We start from the raw sequence: 14,694 nt of genomic DNA on the forward strand, positions 1-14,694 counted from the left end.
CCAGGCGTGCCGTTTTCACATGTGCAGGGCGCGCGAAGCGCCCACGCAAGCCGCTTACTGCCCGGCCACCGTCATGCGCTCGATCAGCACCGAACCGGTCTGACGCGTGCCACGCGCCAGCGTATCCGCGCCCACCGCGACGATATGGCGGAACATCTCCTGCAGCGTCGACGCCACGGTGATTTCCTCGACCGGATACTGGATCTTGCCGTTCTCCACCCAGAAGCCCGACGCGCCGCGCGAATAATCGCCCGTCACGAAGTTCACGCCCTGCCCCATCAGCTCGGTCAGCAGCAGACCGGTGCCGAGCTTCTTGAGCATCGCTTCGAAGTCGTCTTCCGGGTTCGTCAGCGAGCTTTGCAGTTGCAGGTTGTGCGAACCGCCGGCGTTACCGGTCGTCTGCATGCCGAGCTTGCGCGCCGAGTACGACGACAGGAAGTAGCCCTGCACCACGCCGTCCTTGACGACTTCGCGGCGTTGCGTGCGCACGCCTTCTTCGTCGAACGGCGCGCTGCCGGCGGCGCGCGGCACATGCGGATCTTCGACGATCTGGATATGCGGCGCGAACACCGGCTTGCCCAGGCTATCGACGAGGAACGACGTCTTGCGATACAGCGCGCCGCCGCTCGTGGCCTGCACGAACGCGCCGAGCAACCCTGCCGCCAGCGGCGCTTCGAACAGCACCGGCACCTTGCGCGTGTCCAGGCCGCGCGCGTTCAGGCGCGACAGCGCACGTTCTGCGGCGTAGCGGCCCACGGCTTCGGGCGAAGCCAGTTCACCCGCGCTGCGCCGCGAGGTGTACCAGTCGTCGCGCTGCATGCTGCGCCCGCTGCCCGCGATAGGCGCGCAGGCGATGTAATGACGCGAGTACGGATAGCCCTGCATGAAGCCGCTGGACGTGGCCAGCACGAACTGCGAATGCTGCGCCGAAACGCTCGCGCCTTCCGAGTTGGTCACGCGGCGATCGGTCGCGAAAGCGGCGTCTTCGGCGCGGCGGGCGATTTCGACGGCCTCGTCGGCCGTGACGCTCCACGGATGGTAGAGGTCGAGGTCGCGCGGCGTGGTTTCCAGCAGCTCGCGCTCGGCAAGGCCCGCGCAATCGTCGTCGGCGGTGAAACGCGCGATGTTGTAGGCGGCCGCCACGGTGTCCTTGAGCGCCTGCGCGGAAAAGTCCGAGGTGCTCGCGTTGCCGCGCTTGTTGCCGATATAGACGGTGACGCCGACCATCTTGTCGCGATTGTGCTCGATGGTTTCGACTTCACCGCGCCGCACGGACACCGAAAGACCGTCGCCTTCGGAGAGTTCGGTCGCGGCGTCGCTCGCGCCGAGCGCCTTCGCGTGGCGGAGGATGTCCGACGCGATCTCCTTCAGTTCGTCCTGGGTGTGCGGAAAAAAACGCTGCCGGGCTTCGATGTCTGCTGCCATTGTCGTTACGGTCCGGTTTTGGGCCGGTGCGGCCCGCTTGTCGTGTGTCGGAGGTGTCGCGTGATGCGTCGCGCGCGTGCTGCAAACCGCGCGCAGGTGCGCCTTCGCTGCATGCTGCTTCTGGCGCGTTTTGCGATCATAGCAAGGACTGCGCGCGCGCACCGAGGGCAAGCATGCGGCGCTGCCGCATGACGCAGGCGCGGCGCGCATCGCAGAGCCAACGGCCACAGCCTGCCCGGCACTTAAAGCGCTCCACATCCATCCAGCCCGATCGGCTCGCGCGCGCACGCTACAATATGCGTCATGAAACGCAAAACCCGCATTCAACCTATGAACGACGCTGTCGTCGAAGTCGACGACAACGGTTACGATCGCCCGAGCAAATCGCAGCTCAAGCGCGAGATGGAAGCCCTGCAGCAACTGGGCGTGGCGCTCGTCGAGCTTCCCAAGGACGCGCTCAAGCGCATGCCGATGACGGAAGACCTCTCGGACGCCGTCCACGAGGCGCGCCGCATCTCCGACCACGAAGGCAAACGCCGCCAGCTCCAGTACGTGGGCCGCATGATGCGCGGCCTGACGGAAGACGAAGTCACCACCCTGCGCACAGCCATGGACGCCTACCGCGGCGTGAACAAGGCCGCCACGGCGCGCCTGCACTGGATCGAGCGCACGCGCGACAAGCTGCTGGCCGACGACGAAGCGCTCACGCTCTTCATCCGCGACTATCCGGCCGCCGACCCGCAGGAAGCCCGCACGCTGATCCGCAACGCGCGCCGCGAGCAGCAGCAATCGAAGCCGCCGAAGTCGTTCCGCGAACTGTTCCAGTGGATCAAGGACGTCAGCAGCGTGGGCGACGAAGACGCCGATGACGCCGCCGGCGAGGACCGCGAAGATGACGAAGCCTGAGCGCAGCCATCCTGACGAACTCGTGATCGGCCTCGTGTCGGTCAGCGACCGCGCGACCAGCGGGGTCTACGAGGACAAGGGGATTCCGTCGCTGATGGAATGGCTGGGCGCGGCGCTCAAATCGCCGTGGCGCGCCGAAACGCGCCTGATCCACGACGACGCAGCCACGATTTCGGCCACGCTCACGGCGCTGGTCGACGGTCTGGGCTGCGATCTCGTGCTGACCACGGGCGGCACCGGCCCTGCGCGGCGCGACGTCACGCCCGAAGCGACGCTCGCCGTGGCGACGAAGGAAATGCCCGGTTTCGGCGAGCAGATGCGCCAGATCAGCCTGAATTTCGTGCCGACGGCGATTCTGTCGCGTCAGGTGGCCGTGATCCGCGAAACCGACGATCACGCCGCCCTCATCATCAACCTGCCCGGCCAGCCGAAGTCGATCAAGGAAACGCTCGAAGGTCTGCGCGACGAAACCGGCCGCGCGAAGGTGCCTGGCATTTTCGCGGCCGTGCCTTATTGCATCGACCTGATCGGCGGGCCGTATATCGAAACCGATCCGGCCATCGTGGCGGCATTCCGGCCGAAGAACGCGCAGCGTCAGCCGCAGTCCTGATCCGCCAGGCCGCCTGGCAAAACGGCGCCCGAGGGCGCCGTTTTCTCTATCGACAGCCGATGAACGCTTACTTCGCGTCGCCGCCCGCAGCCGGTGCTGCCGCCTCGCCCAGCGGCGCCGACGGAATCAGGAAATGCTCGCGGTAGTACTTGAGTTCGTCGATCGACTCGTGGATGTCGGCCAGCGCCGTGTGCATCGCGCGCTTCTGGAAACCCTTGTAGATCGCGGGCTGCCAGCGGCGGCACAGTTCCTTGAGCGTGCTCACGTCCAGATTGCGGTAGTGGAAGAAGCGTTCCAGCGTGGGCATCCAGCGCGCCATGAAGCGGCGGTCCTGGCAGATCGAGTTGCCGCACATCGGCGACTTGCCCGGCGGCACGTACTGCGAGAGGAACGCCATGATCTGCTCGGTGGCGCTTTCTTCGGTAACGCTCGAAGCGCGCACGCGCTCGGTCAGGCCCGAACGGCCGTGCGTGTTACGGTTCCACTCGTCCATGCGGTCGAGCACGGCTTCGGACTGATGGATCGCCAGCACTGGGCCTTCGATCATCTTGTCGAGCGTGGAGTTGGTCACCACCACGGCGATTTCGATGATGCGGTCGTTATCGGGGTCGAGACCCGTCATTTCCATGTCGAGCCAGATCAGGTTCATGTCGGTGCGCTCCATCGCCGGAGTCGCCTGGCCCGACGGGTCAGCGGAAGTGATATCTGTCATGGAATTCGCCTGAAACGGTAGGAAAGCGGCGCGCGCCGCGTGCGGGCTCCGGTGTCATCGTGCGACCTCTGCAGGATGCGATGGCCGGGCCGCCAAGAACATATAATTGTCGCATAGATACCACGGACTTCCCGGATGCCTACTTTGTCCCCATCGATGTCCCCGGCGCTGGCCTTCAGCGCGCTTTTCATCGTCGCCGTACTGGCGATGGTCGCCACCAAGCTCTGGCTGGCCTCGCGCCAGACGCGCTTCGTCGCGGCCCACCGTGATGCGGTGCCCGCACAGTTCTCGGCCACCATTGCGCTCACGGCGCACCAGCGCGCCGCCGACTACACCGTCGCGCGCACGCGCCTCGGCATGGTCGAGATCGTGCTGTCGGCGGTCGTGCTGATCGCGCTCACGCTGCTGGGCGGCATTCAGGCGCTCGATCTGGGCCTCTCCGATCTGCTCGGGCGCGGTTACGTCGGCCAGATCGCGCTGATCGGCGCGGTGCTCGCCATCAGCGGTCTGATCGATCTGCCGCTCGATTACTACCGCCAGTTCGTGGTCGAGGAGCGTTTCGGCTTCAATCGCATGACCAGGGGCATTTTCTTCATGGACCGCATCAAGGGTCTGGTGATCGGCGCGGCTTTCGGCATTCCGCTGCTGTTCGTCGTGCTCTGGCTCATGAAGCAGGCCGGCAGCCTGTGGTGGCTGTGGACGTGGGCGGTCTGGGTCGTGTTCCAGATGCTCGTGCTGGTGCTCTACCCCACCTTCATCGCGCCGCTCTTCAACAAGTTCGAGCCGCTCAAGGACGAAGCGCTGCGCTCGCGCATCGAAGCGCTGATGCAGCGCTGCGGCTTCGCCGCCAAGGGCCTGTTCGTGATGGACGGCAGCCGCCGCTCCGCGCACGGCAACGCCTATTTCACGGGTTTCGGCGCCGCCAAGCGCATCGTCTTCTTCGACACGCTGCTCGCGCGCCTGTCGGGCAGCGAAATCGAAGCCGTGCTCGCGCACGAACTCGGCCACTTCAAGCGCCGCCACGTCATCAAGCGCATGGTCGTGACCTTCCTGATCAGCCTCGTGCTGCTCGGTCTGCTCGGCTGGCTCACGCAGCGCGTGTGGTTCTACGAAGGGCTGGGTGTGCGTCCGTCCCTGCTCGGCGGCAACGAAGGCCTCGCGCTGGTGCTGTTCTTTATCGCCGTGCCGGTGTTCCTGTTCTTCATCACGCCGCTGAACAGCCTGAGCTCGCGCAAGCATGAATTCGAAGCCGATGCCTTCGCCGCCACGCAGACCGACGCGCAGCAGCTCGTCAATGCGCTGGTGAAGCTGTACGAGGACAACGCGTCGACGCTCACGCCCGACCCGCTCTACACCGCGTTCTACTACTCGCATCCGCCGGCTTCGCAGCGGATCGACAAACTGCTCGCGCACGCATGAACCGGCGCGCATCGAAAGCCGCCGGCGGGGCTGCACAACCTGCCCAGAACAGCACGACGAACGCGACGCTACACGGCGTCGTGATCGCCGCGCATGGCCGTCACTACCTGGTCGCCCCGGACGACGGCGGCGTGCCGCTCCAGTGCTTCCCGCGCGGCAAGAAAAGTGAGGTCGCGGTGGGCGATCGGGTCGACTATCAGTCGACTTCGGCCGACCAGGGCGTGATCGTCGCGATCGGCGAGCGGCACAATCTGCTCTATCGCTCCGACCAGTACAAGTCGAAGCTCTTCGCGGCCAATCTCGACCAGTTGCTGATCGTGCTCGCCACCGAGCCGCACTTCAGCGAGGATCTGCTCGGCCGCGCGCTCGTCGCCGCCGAAGCCAACGGTCTGAAGCCGATCATCCTGCTCAACAAGATCGATCTGGAAGCCGTGCTGCCGCTCGCGCGCCAGCGCCTCGAGCGCTATCGCGAACTGGGCTACACGGTGCTGGAAGTGTCGGAGAAGAAGCAGCCCGAGGAAGCGCGCGCGATTCTGATGGCGCATCTGGGCGGCCATCAGACGATCCTGCTTGGCCAGTCTGGCATGGGTAAATCGACGCTCGTGAATCTGCTGATTCCCGATGCCGAAGCCGCCACGCGCGAGATTTCCACTGCGCTCAACAGCGGCCGCCACACGACCACCTTCACGCGGCTCTACAAGCTGCCGGGCGGCAACGATGCGGGCGCGCTGATCGATTCGCCGGGCTTCCAGGAATTCGGCCTCTATCACCTGACCGAAGGCACGCTCGAGCGCGCCTTTCCCGAGTTCCGGCCGCTGCTCGCGCATTGCCGCTTCTATAACTGCCACCACCTGCACGAGCCGGGCTGCGCAGTGCTCGAAGCGGTCGAGGACGGCCGCATCGCCGAGGTGCGGCACGCGCTTTACGCGCAGCTCGTGCACGAAATCAGCCAGGTCGTGCGCTAAGGCGCACGCTTTCGTCCACGCTCATGCTCAAGCTCGTGCGCGCGCCCAATGTGGTCATCGCCCAGCACTGGATGAACATTCTGGCCACGGCGGGCGTGCCTTGCGAACTGCATAACCGCTATCTGAGCGGCGCGATGGGCGAGATTCCGGCTGAGCAATGCGCGCCGGAGATCTGGCTCGTCGACGATCGCGACGAAACGCTCGCCCGCAGGCTGATCGCCGATGCCACGCGCGGCCCGGCGCCAGGCGCACCGGCGTGGCGCTGTCCGCAGTGCGGCGAGATGCTGGAGCCGCAGTTCACGGTCTGCTGGCAATGCGGACGCGAGCGCGATCCGCGCGACGAATAAAAAAGCCCGCTTCGAGCGGGCTTTTTTACGGATGTCGGGTCGCCTGGACGGGGTCGCCGAGACGGGGTCGCCTGGACGGGGTCGCCTAGACCCAGACGGCAATCGTCAGCATCAGCAGCAGGATCATCCACAGGATCACCGCGCGCCACACCAGACCGACCGCCGATTGCAACGTGCGCGGCGTGCAGTCGTCGCCGACCGTGTACGGGCCGCCGTCGCCCGGCTGCGCGAGCGCATCGACGCTCGATTGTTCCGCAAGCGGGCCCGACAGACGCGCACCCAGCGCACCGCTACCGGCGGCCAGCAGCACGCCTTCGTTGGTATCCGGCCACTGATTCGCGTGATTGCGCCAGGCGTAGATCGCATCCTCGAAATTACCGACGATGGCAAAACCCAGCGACGTCAGCCGCGCGGGAATCCAGTCGATCACGAAGAACACGTGCTGCGCGAAATTCGAAAACGCCTCGGTGCGGTCTTCGGCCGGACGCGCCCACTCGCGCGCGAGGTATTCGGAGAGGCGATACAGCACCGCGCCCGCCGGCCCGATCGGCACGAGGAACCAGAAGAACACGCCGAACACGTGTCGATGCGAGGCCACCACGGCATGAATGAGCGTGTGGCGCACGATTTCGCTCACGGGCATGTCCACGGCGTCGATGCCGGTCCATTCGGTGAGGATTTCGCGCGCGCGCGGCACGTCGTCGTTATTCAGCGCGAGGTGGATATCGGTGAAATAGTGGCTGAACTGCCGGAAACCGAGCGTGAAGTACACCACCACCACGTTCCAGAGGAACGCCAGCACGAAGCTGATGTGATAGAGCACGTAGTAGACCAGCGCCGTGGCCGCCGTCCAGGGCAGCACGACCACCAGCCAGGCGATCAGGCCATGTTTCTGCTTGCCGGCGTCGAAGCCGTGCGCGGCCCATTCCGCATTGAGGCGCACCAGCGCCATCACCGGATTATTCGGCGAAAGCGCCCGCACCTGTTCGATGACGAGAGCCAGCAATACGGAGAAGAAGGTCATGCGACGCGCCGTGCAAGTCTGGTTGCAAAAGGGGTTTCAGGGGCTTTCTGAAAATTTGTTGCAACGATATCACAGGGCCAGATGTGCCAGAGCGTCGAGCGGCAAAGACGCAACAACGTCGTAAGATTGCGGCGAGAATCGGCAATATCGCGGGATAAATCTCGTGCGCTCAGGTGTGTTCAGGCGAGCAGAAAGCGATAGAAGTTGCGCAGCATGCCGGCGGTCGCGCCCCAGATAAAGTGCGACGTGCCCACCGCCCCGGCGCCCTCGCCCTGTTGCGGATACGGCATCGCGAAAAAGCGGCGCTCGCCGCCTTCCCAGCGGAACAGCCGCACCTGATGGTTCGACGGGTTCATCAGAAAATTCAGCGGCACTTCGAAGATGCTCGCCACTTCGAGCGAGTCGGCGGCCAGCGAAAACGGTTCGTGCACGAGGCCCACCACGGGCGTTACGCGAAAGCCCGTGCCGGTCAGATACTCGGGCAGCGCGCCCAGCACTTCGACGCGCGCGGGATCGAGATCGATTTCTTCATGCGCCTCGCGCAGCGCGGCGGCGACGGGCGTGGCGTCCGACGGTTCGCGGCTGCCGCCGGGAAAGCTCACCTGGCCGGCGTGATTGCTGAGATGGTCGGCGCGCTGCGTGAGCAGCACCGAAAGACCGGACGAACGCACCACGAGCGGCACCAGGACGGCGGCTTCGCGCGGATCGCGCAGATCGGTGAGACGGGATTCCTGCGGCTCCGGGTCCCAGGGCAGGCGCTGCTCGAAGCGCGCGCGCAGTCCGTCGGGCGTGAGGCGCCCTGCTGCGACCTGGGGCAGATCGGCGCCTGTCGATTCGATCGGCAGACTTTCGGGTTCAAATACTGGACGGATCAACGGCTGACTCAAGGTTCGGGCACAAGCGATTATTTTGCGGCCAAAAAGAAAAAAGCACCCCGAAGGGTGCTTCTTTCTTACAGCTTTTACGCCTGCTCTGCAGCCGGAGCAGCTGCGCGGTCTTTCGACACCAGCTTTTCCTTGATGCGAGCCTTCTTGCCCGACAGGTTGCGCAGGTAGTACAGCTTCGCGCGACGAACGTCGCCGCGGCGCTTCACTACGATGCTTGCCAGCAGCGGCGAGTACGTCTGGAACGTACGCTCGACGCCTTCGCCCGACGAGATCTTGCGAACGATGAACGCCGAGTTCAGACCGCGGTTACGCTTTGCGATCACGACGCCTTCGTATGCCTGAACGCGCTTACGCGTGCCTTCGACAACGTTCACGTTGACGATCACCGTATCGCCCGGGGCGAAATCGGGGATGGTCTTCTCGCCCAGCACGCGCTGGATTTCTTCCTGCTCGAGTTTTGCAATCAGATTCATGGATTGACTCCGTAAGCCATCTTGTCGGCGTTCGTACCCGTTGACGGAAAAACCGGCAACTACGGCCCCGATAGAGGATGGATTCACAACTGGCGCCGTTCACGCATGAAGCGGCGCCGCCTTTGGGCGCCTCGCGCCCTGCCCGCCCGAAGCTTTACGCTTCGTTCGCGCTCTTCGCGAGACTAGCGAGCCATGCCTCGTCGGCACGACTCAACATCTTGTTCTTGCGGGCCCGAGCGATCAGATCAGGCCGTTTTTGCCACGTGTTGCGCAGCGATTCGCGACGACGCCATTGCTCGATTTCCGCATGATGGCCGCCGAGCAGCACATCGGGTACACGCACGCCGTCGTATTCCTCCGGTCGCGTGTAATGCGGGCAGTCGAGCAGACCGTCCACGAAACTGTCCTGCACCGCCGAGAGCGCGTCGTTCAACACACCCGGCAGCAAGCGCACCACAGCATCCATCAGCGCCATCGCGGGCAGCTCGCCACCCGAGAGCACGAAGTCGCCAAGACTGACTTCCTCGTCCACGTAACGGTCGACGAGACGCTGGTCGATCGCTTCGTAGCGCCCGCACAGGATCACGAAACCGGGTTCCTGGGCGAACTGCACGGCGCGCTCGTGCGTGAGCGGCTTGCCTTGCGGCGACATCAGCAGCACACGCGGAGCGGCTACGCCCTGCTCCGACTGTGCGGCCTTTGCTGCGCCGATCGCGGCTTCCAGCGGTTTGGCCAGCATGACCATGCCGGGTCCGCCGCCGTACGGGCGATCGTCGATAGTGCGGTAATTGTCGGTCGTGAAATCGCGCGGATTCCACGTACGCAACGTGTAACGCTGCTGTTTGGCTGCCCGGCTGGTGATGCCCCAATCGGTAATCGACCGGAACATCTCGGGAAAGAGCGTAACGACATCGAACTGCATCGCTCTCTCCGTTCAGCGAATCAGCACAGCAGGTTTAATAGTCGGCTTCCCAGTCGACGACAATGCGTTTCGCCGCCAGGTCCACCGTCTTCACAAATACGCCGACAAACGGGATCAACCGTTCGCCGGTGGCGGGTTTGCCGTCCTTGCCCGTTTCCGGGTACTCGATGCGCATCACCGACTGAGCACCGTTGTCGATCAGGTCGGCGACCTTGCCCAGCTCCACGCCCGTCTCATTGACGACGTCGAGACCGATCAGGTCGACCCAGTAATACTCGTCGGCTTCCGGCGCAGGGAAATCGGCGCGGCTCACGTAGATGCGCGCACCGCGCAGAAGCAGAGCAGCGTCACGGTCGGCGATGCCGCCCAGTTGCCCGACGACGGAATCGCCGTGCACCTTGGCGCTCAATCGCACCGCGGAATGACGCTCGGGATGCTCGCGGCCCTTGAGGAGCCACCAGCGCTTCGCCGCCAGCAAGGCTTTGCCGCCTTGCGCGTGCGGCGCGATCTTCAGCCCGCCTTTAAGGCCATAGGCTTCGATCACGGCGCCAACTTCGACGGCATCGGCCGGCCAGCTCGCCGGAGTTTCGGCTCGCAAACCTTCGGCGGCAGCCGAAACCTGCGAACTGGGCGCGCTTTCGCGCGCCGGCGTTTTACGTACTGACGGCACGAACGCACCGAAAACCGGTGCGGACCGTGCCGCGCGTCCGCCAGCCTTGCCACTGTTCTGCGGCGTCACTGCGCCCGTAGCCTTGGCGTCCGCTTTTGCGTCGTCATGCTCGGGCATGGACAAACCTCGCAGCCAGCTTGAAATCGCACACGCGGCTTACGCTGCGCGCACGGGGGTAAAACACGTCAAAGACTTAAGCAGCCGGAGCAGCAACAGCCTTTTGCGCTTCCTTCACGAGACGGGCAACTGCCGGCGACATTTGTGCGCCGTTTTCTTGCCAGTACGTCACGCGATCTTGAGCGATGCGCAGCGTTTCACCCTTGGTAGCGACCGGGTTGTAGAAGCCCACGCGCTCGATGAAGCGGCCGTCACGACGGTTACGCGAATCGGTTGCGACGATGTTGTAGAACGGGCGCTTCTTCGAGCCGCCGCGTGCCAGACGGATGATAACCATACTAGAATCCTTGAAAACCGGGGGTTCGGGACTACTGAAACATGCGATTATAGCCCGAAAGCAATGGCATAACAAACACTTAACTGAAAACTGCGCAGCTCAACCAGAAAGGCCGCCTGAAAAACGGCAAGGAAGGCGACGATGCAAGGCGATCGAACATCGGCTGAAAACGCCGCCATACGGCCGGGTGCGACGGCGGTACAGCGGCCATGGACGCGGGTTGCACGATTCGGGCGCTTGATCGGTTGGCTTCGCCCGGCGCTCCCAGCAACCACAACCAATGCGGCCCCCGATCGGTCGATCTGTGGTTCGCACGCATCGTCGGCTGCCGTTCAATGTGCGGCGAGCCTCTTTATCGCGTTCAGCACCCTTTTTAGCGCCCCGCTCGCCCACGCCGCCCCGCCCATCGAGCGCATCAAGCTGCCGCCGGGCTTTCATATAGCAGTGCTCAGCGACGACGTCCCCGCCGCGCGCGAAATGACGCTCTCGCCCCACGGCATTCTGTATGTGGGCAGCATGGACGGCCGCGTCTACGCGCTCGAACTGCGCGACGGCAAGCTCGTGAAGCGCCACGTGGTCGCCAGCGGTCTGACCATGCCGGTCGGCGTGGCCTGGCGCGACGGCGCGCTTTATGTCTCCGCGATTTCGTCGATATTGCGGCTCGACGGCATCGACACCCATCTCGACGATCCGCCGAAACCGGCCGTGGTCACCGACCAGTTGCCCAGCGAGCGCCATCACGGCTGGAAATTCATCGCCTTCGGCCCGGACGGCAAGCTCTACGTGCCGCAAGGCGCGCCCTGCAATGTCTGCCTGCCCGCCAGCGACCCGCAGCGCACGCATTTCGCGATGATCGGCCGTATGGACCCGGACGGCTCGCACTACGAAACCATCGCGCGCGGCGTGCGCAACACGGTGGGCTTCGCGTGGCATCCGCAGACCCACGAGCTATGGTTCACCGACAACGGCCGCGACATGCTCGGCGACGATATCCCCGACGACAAGCTCAATCGCCTCGCACACCCGGGCGAGGATTTCGGCTTTCCTTATTGTCACGGAGGCAACGTGAGCGACCCGGAGTTCGGCCGGGATCATCCGTGCAGCAGCTTTTCGCCGCCGGTCGCCAGGCTGGGCGCGCATGTGGCGGCGCTGGGCATGCGCTTCTATACCGGCGCGATGTTCCCGGCCGCGTATCGCAACAGCATCTTGATCGCCGAACATGGCTCGTGGAATCGCAGCCGCAAGTCGGGCTATCGCGTGGTGCGTATCTCCGCCGATGCCGATGGCGCACACGCCCATCAGGAAGTCTTCGCCGAGGGCTGGCTCAATCCCGACGATACCCAATGGGGCCGCCCCGCCGATGTGCTGCCGCTGCCCGACGGCTCCCTCTTGATCAGCGACGACTACGCGGGCGCGATCTATCGCGTCACTTACGCGCAGCCTTGATCGGGCGGCGCAAGCTGTTCCGGGCATAAGGCCCAGCATCTGCTGCAGCGCGGGCGCCGCACGTACAATGACCCGCGGGCCGAGACAGCCCGCTCTACATGTACGTGCCCTCCGAGACAACCCGCCAGCTCATGTCCAATCAGAACAATCCCGCACGCTTTCGCAACAAAACGCTCACTGCCGCTCTCGCCTTTCTGCTGGGCAGCCTCGGCGCTCATCGCTTCTATCTGTATGGCCCGCGCGACGTGTGGGGCTGGGCTCATATCGCCGGCACGCTGCTCGGCATTCCGGGCGTGATGCTGCTCGTCGCCAGCGAACGCGCGTCGATTCCCGGCTGGGGCCTGGCGGTGATCGGCGCGGTTTCGCTGCTGTCGGCGTTTCTGGCCGCGATCGTCTACGGCCTGCGTCCCGATGCAAAGTGGGACGCGCAGTTCAACCCCGCCTTCGCCGGCAAGCGCGCGAGCGGTTCGGGCTGGACCGTGATCTTCGTGGTGATCTTCTCGCTGCTGATCGGCGCGTTCCTGCTGATGACCGGCCTCGCGCTGTCGTTCCAGACGTACTTCGAATCGCAGGTGGAAGCGGCCAAAGCGATCTCGCAGTAACGCGAAGCCGCCTTAGAACAGATCGAGTTGCGGCTTGTCGCGCACGGTCTTTTCGCGCATGAACTCCGACATATCCAGAATGCCGTGACGCCGCTCGTTGAGCCCGAGCCGCTTCACGGCCTGATGAAAGCGCTGCTTGAGCAGATCGGCCCATAGCCCCGCGCCCTTCATGCGCTGCGAAAAATCCGATTCGTAATCCTTGCCGCCGCGCATGTCGCGCACACGGCTCATCACGCGCGCCGCACGCTGCGGAAAATGCGCTTCCAGCCAGCCCTGAAACAGCGGCGACACTTCCCACGGCAGACGCAGCAGGATATAGCTCGCGCTGGTCGCGCCTGCCTCGGCGCAGGCTTCGAGCACGCGCTCCATATCCGGTTCGGTGACGAACGGAATCACCGGCGCGATGCTCACGCCCACCGGAATGCCCGCCTGCGCCAGCGTGCGGATCGTGCGCAGACGGCGCGCAGGCGTGGCGGCGCGCGGCTCCAGCGTGCGCGCGATATCGGCGTCGAGCGTGGTGATGGTGATGGCGGCCATGAACTGCCGGCGTTGCGCCATGGGCGCCAGCAGGTCGATATCGCGTTCGATCAGCGACGATTTGGTGATCGCCGCGAACGGATGCTGATGCGCGGCCAGCACTTCGATCACGCGGCGAGTCAGACGCAGATCGCGCTCGACGGGCTGCCAGGCGTCCGTATTGACGCCGAGCGCGATGGGCTCCGGCTCGTAGGACGGCTTGCCGAGTTCGCGCGCGAGCAGTTCGGGCGCATTGATCTTCGCGTAAAGACGGCTTTCGAAATCCAGCCCCGGCGACAATCCCAGATAACTATGCGTGGGCCGCGCGAAGCAGTAGATACAACCGTGCTCGCAACCGCGATATGGATTGAGCGAAACACTGAACGGAATATCGGGCGACTGGTTGCGCGTGAGAATGCTTTTCGCGCGTTCGTCGAAGACCTGCGTGCGCAGAACGTCCGCCTGGCCTTCGTCGTGCGCTTCGCCTTCTTCAGGCTCTTTGGGCGCCTCGTGCAGCCAGCCATCGTCGAAGGCTTCGCGCTGATCGACTTCGTAGCGCCCTTGCAGGTTCGTGACCGCGCCACGCCCCTTGCGCGGCGCAGGCGGCGCGACGGGATACCAGGTTTCGGGTTCGGGCTCGCGTTCGGATTCCGGGGTGTTCACGGCTCAAGGTACAAAGCGGTTAAGTACTGTACAAATATACAGTACTTAACCGCTTTGTCGAGCAGGAAAAACAGGGCCGAGGCGCGCTGCCTGCGGCGTTGTTCGCCTCGTCGTTCGTCTCGTTATTCGCCGACCGCAATCGTCAGCGTTTCCTTGATCTCTTCCATCACCACATAGCTCTTCGACTGCACCGCGCCCGGCAGTTGCAGCAGGATATCGCCGAGCAGTTTGCGGTAATCCGCCATCTCGCCGATGCGCGCCTTGATCAGGTAGTCGAAATCGCCCGATACCAGATGGCATTCGAGCACTTCGGGAATCTTCTGCACTTCGCGGCGGAACTGGTCGAACATATTGCCGCTCTTGTGATCGAGCGTGATCTCCACGAACACCAGCAGCGCCGCCCCCAGCACGTTGGGATTCACGCGCGCGTAGTAGCCGGTGATGACGCCGTCGCGCTCCATGCGCTTGACGCGCTCGATGCAGGGCGTCACCGACAACCCCACCTGCTCGGCCAGGTCTTTCATGGCCATGCGGCCATCTTCCTGGAGGAGTTTCAGGATGCGGTGATCGAGCCGGTCGAGTGCGCGAACCGGCTGACGCTGCGTTCTCATGTTTTTTTCCTGAAAATCTGAAAAATACAATAACAAAATCTG

The 14,694-nt window shown here is 64.4% G+C and carries 16 protein-coding genes and 1 pseudogene; 7 read left to right on the forward strand and 10 right to left on the reverse strand.

The window, feature by feature from the left end; translation table 11 throughout:
• Positions 1 to 54: 54 nt before the first annotated feature.
• Positions 55 to 1,425 (reverse strand): metalloprotease PmbA, encoded by a 1,371-nt coding sequence (gene pmbA / locus G3N59_RS19430; RefSeq protein WP_205984243.1) that lies wholly within the window; start codon positions 1,423 to 1,425, stop codon positions 55 to 57.
• 303 nt (positions 1,426 to 1,728) lie between these two features.
• Between pmbA and yjgA the strand changes: the two genes are divergently transcribed.
• Both yjgA and mog read left to right on the forward strand, forming a co-directional pair.
• A complete protein-coding gene (yjgA, locus tag G3N59_RS19435) occupies positions 1,729 to 2,331 on the forward strand; it encodes a ribosome biogenesis factor YjgA (protein ID WP_205984244.1) in 603 nt (200 codons plus the stop codon).
• Positions 2,318 to 2,941 carry a molybdopterin adenylyltransferase gene (gene mog, locus G3N59_RS19440; RefSeq protein ID WP_205984245.1) on the forward strand — a complete coding sequence of 208 codons (624 nt, stop codon included), beginning with the start codon at positions 2,318 to 2,320 and terminating at the stop codon, positions 2,939 to 2,941. The genes yjgA and mog overlap by 14 nt, the downstream gene beginning before the upstream one ends.
• A gap of 67 nt (positions 2,942 to 3,008) precedes the next feature.
• Here mog and orn read toward each other — a convergent pair whose 3' ends face one another.
• Complete coding sequence (gene orn / locus G3N59_RS19445) at positions 3,009 to 3,653, reverse strand: oligoribonuclease (RefSeq protein ID WP_205984246.1); 645 nt, start codon at positions 3,651 to 3,653, stop codon at positions 3,009 to 3,011.
• A gap of 156 nt (positions 3,654 to 3,809) precedes the next feature.
• Between orn and G3N59_RS19450 the strand changes: the two genes are divergently transcribed.
• From G3N59_RS19450 to G3N59_RS19460, 3 genes and pseudogenes are all read left to right on the forward strand, one after another.
• Positions 3,810 to 5,072, forward strand: a complete 1,263-nt coding sequence (locus G3N59_RS19450) for a M48 family metallopeptidase (protein ID WP_205984315.1) — start codon at positions 3,810 to 3,812, stop codon at positions 5,070 to 5,072.
• Between the two features lie 80 nt (positions 5,073 to 5,152).
• Positions 5,153 to 6,037 (forward strand): annotated as a pseudogene (gene rsgA, locus G3N59_RS19455) (ribosome small subunit-dependent GTPase A); the annotation flags it as partial.
• 23 nt (positions 6,038 to 6,060) lie between these two features.
• Complete coding sequence (locus tag G3N59_RS19460; RefSeq protein WP_205984248.1) at positions 6,061 to 6,384, forward strand: DUF2007 domain-containing protein; 324 nt, start codon at positions 6,061 to 6,063, stop codon at positions 6,382 to 6,384.
• A gap of 85 nt (positions 6,385 to 6,469) precedes the next feature.
• On the opposite strand, the gene G3N59_RS19465 is transcribed toward G3N59_RS19460, so the two are convergent.
• The 6 genes from G3N59_RS19465 to rpsP all read right to left on the reverse strand — a co-directional run bounded on the left by G3N59_RS19465 (position 6,470) and on the right by rpsP (position 10,814).
• Positions 6,470 to 7,408: a CobD/CbiB family protein gene (locus G3N59_RS19465; protein WP_205984249.1), complete on the reverse strand. Its 939-nt coding sequence runs from the start codon at positions 7,406 to 7,408 to the stop codon at positions 6,470 to 6,472.
• Positions 7,409 to 7,587: 179 nt separating this feature from the next.
• On the reverse strand, positions 7,588 to 8,283 hold the full coding sequence (locus tag G3N59_RS19470) for a CoA pyrophosphatase (RefSeq protein WP_205984250.1): 696 nt from the start codon (positions 8,281 to 8,283) through the stop codon (positions 7,588 to 7,590).
• An 86-nt stretch (positions 8,284 to 8,369) separates the two neighbouring features.
• A complete protein-coding gene (gene rplS / locus G3N59_RS19475; protein ID WP_027817360.1) occupies positions 8,370 to 8,768 on the reverse strand; it encodes a 50S ribosomal protein L19 in 399 nt (132 codons plus the stop codon).
• A gap of 154 nt (positions 8,769 to 8,922) precedes the next feature.
• A complete protein-coding gene (gene trmD / locus G3N59_RS19480) occupies positions 8,923 to 9,690 on the reverse strand; it encodes a tRNA (guanosine(37)-N1)-methyltransferase TrmD (protein WP_205984251.1) in 768 nt (255 codons plus the stop codon).
• 34 nt (positions 9,691 to 9,724) lie between these two features.
• Positions 9,725 to 10,477, reverse strand: a complete 753-nt coding sequence (gene rimM / locus G3N59_RS19485) for a ribosome maturation factor RimM (RefSeq protein ID WP_205984252.1) — start codon at positions 10,475 to 10,477, stop codon at positions 9,725 to 9,727.
• Positions 10,478 to 10,553: 76 nt separating this feature from the next.
• Positions 10,554 to 10,814: a 30S ribosomal protein S16 gene (rpsP, locus tag G3N59_RS19490; RefSeq protein WP_205984253.1), complete on the reverse strand. Its 261-nt coding sequence runs from the start codon at positions 10,812 to 10,814 to the stop codon at positions 10,554 to 10,556.
• Positions 10,815 to 11,168: 354 nt separating this feature from the next.
• On the opposite strand from rpsP, the gene G3N59_RS19495 reads away from it, so the two are divergent.
• Both G3N59_RS19495 and G3N59_RS19500 read left to right on the forward strand, forming a co-directional pair.
• Positions 11,169 to 12,260 carry a sorbosone dehydrogenase family protein gene (locus tag G3N59_RS19495; protein ID WP_346777907.1) on the forward strand — a complete coding sequence of 364 codons (1,092 nt, stop codon included), beginning with the start codon at positions 11,169 to 11,171 and terminating at the stop codon, positions 12,258 to 12,260.
• A 131-nt stretch (positions 12,261 to 12,391) separates the two neighbouring features.
• Positions 12,392 to 12,862 carry a TM2 domain-containing protein gene (locus G3N59_RS19500; protein ID WP_205984255.1) on the forward strand — a complete coding sequence of 157 codons (471 nt, stop codon included), beginning with the start codon at positions 12,392 to 12,394 and terminating at the stop codon, positions 12,860 to 12,862.
• A 12-nt stretch (positions 12,863 to 12,874) separates the two neighbouring features.
• On the opposite strand, the gene G3N59_RS19505 is transcribed toward G3N59_RS19500, so the two are convergent.
• Entirely contained in the window at positions 12,875 to 14,041 is a 1,167-nt protein-coding gene (locus G3N59_RS19505) for a PA0069 family radical SAM protein (RefSeq protein ID WP_205984256.1), read from the reverse strand.
• A 122-nt stretch (positions 14,042 to 14,163) separates the two neighbouring features.
• Complete coding sequence (locus G3N59_RS19510; RefSeq protein ID WP_027817365.1) at positions 14,164 to 14,652, reverse strand: Lrp/AsnC ligand binding domain-containing protein; 489 nt, start codon at positions 14,650 to 14,652, stop codon at positions 14,164 to 14,166.
• Between the last annotated feature and the right edge of the window lie 42 nt (positions 14,653 to 14,694).

This window comes from Paraburkholderia sp. Ac-20340 (genome assembly GCF_017104965.1).
Taxonomy (GTDB): domain Bacteria; phylum Pseudomonadota; class Gammaproteobacteria; order Burkholderiales; family Burkholderiaceae; genus Paraburkholderia.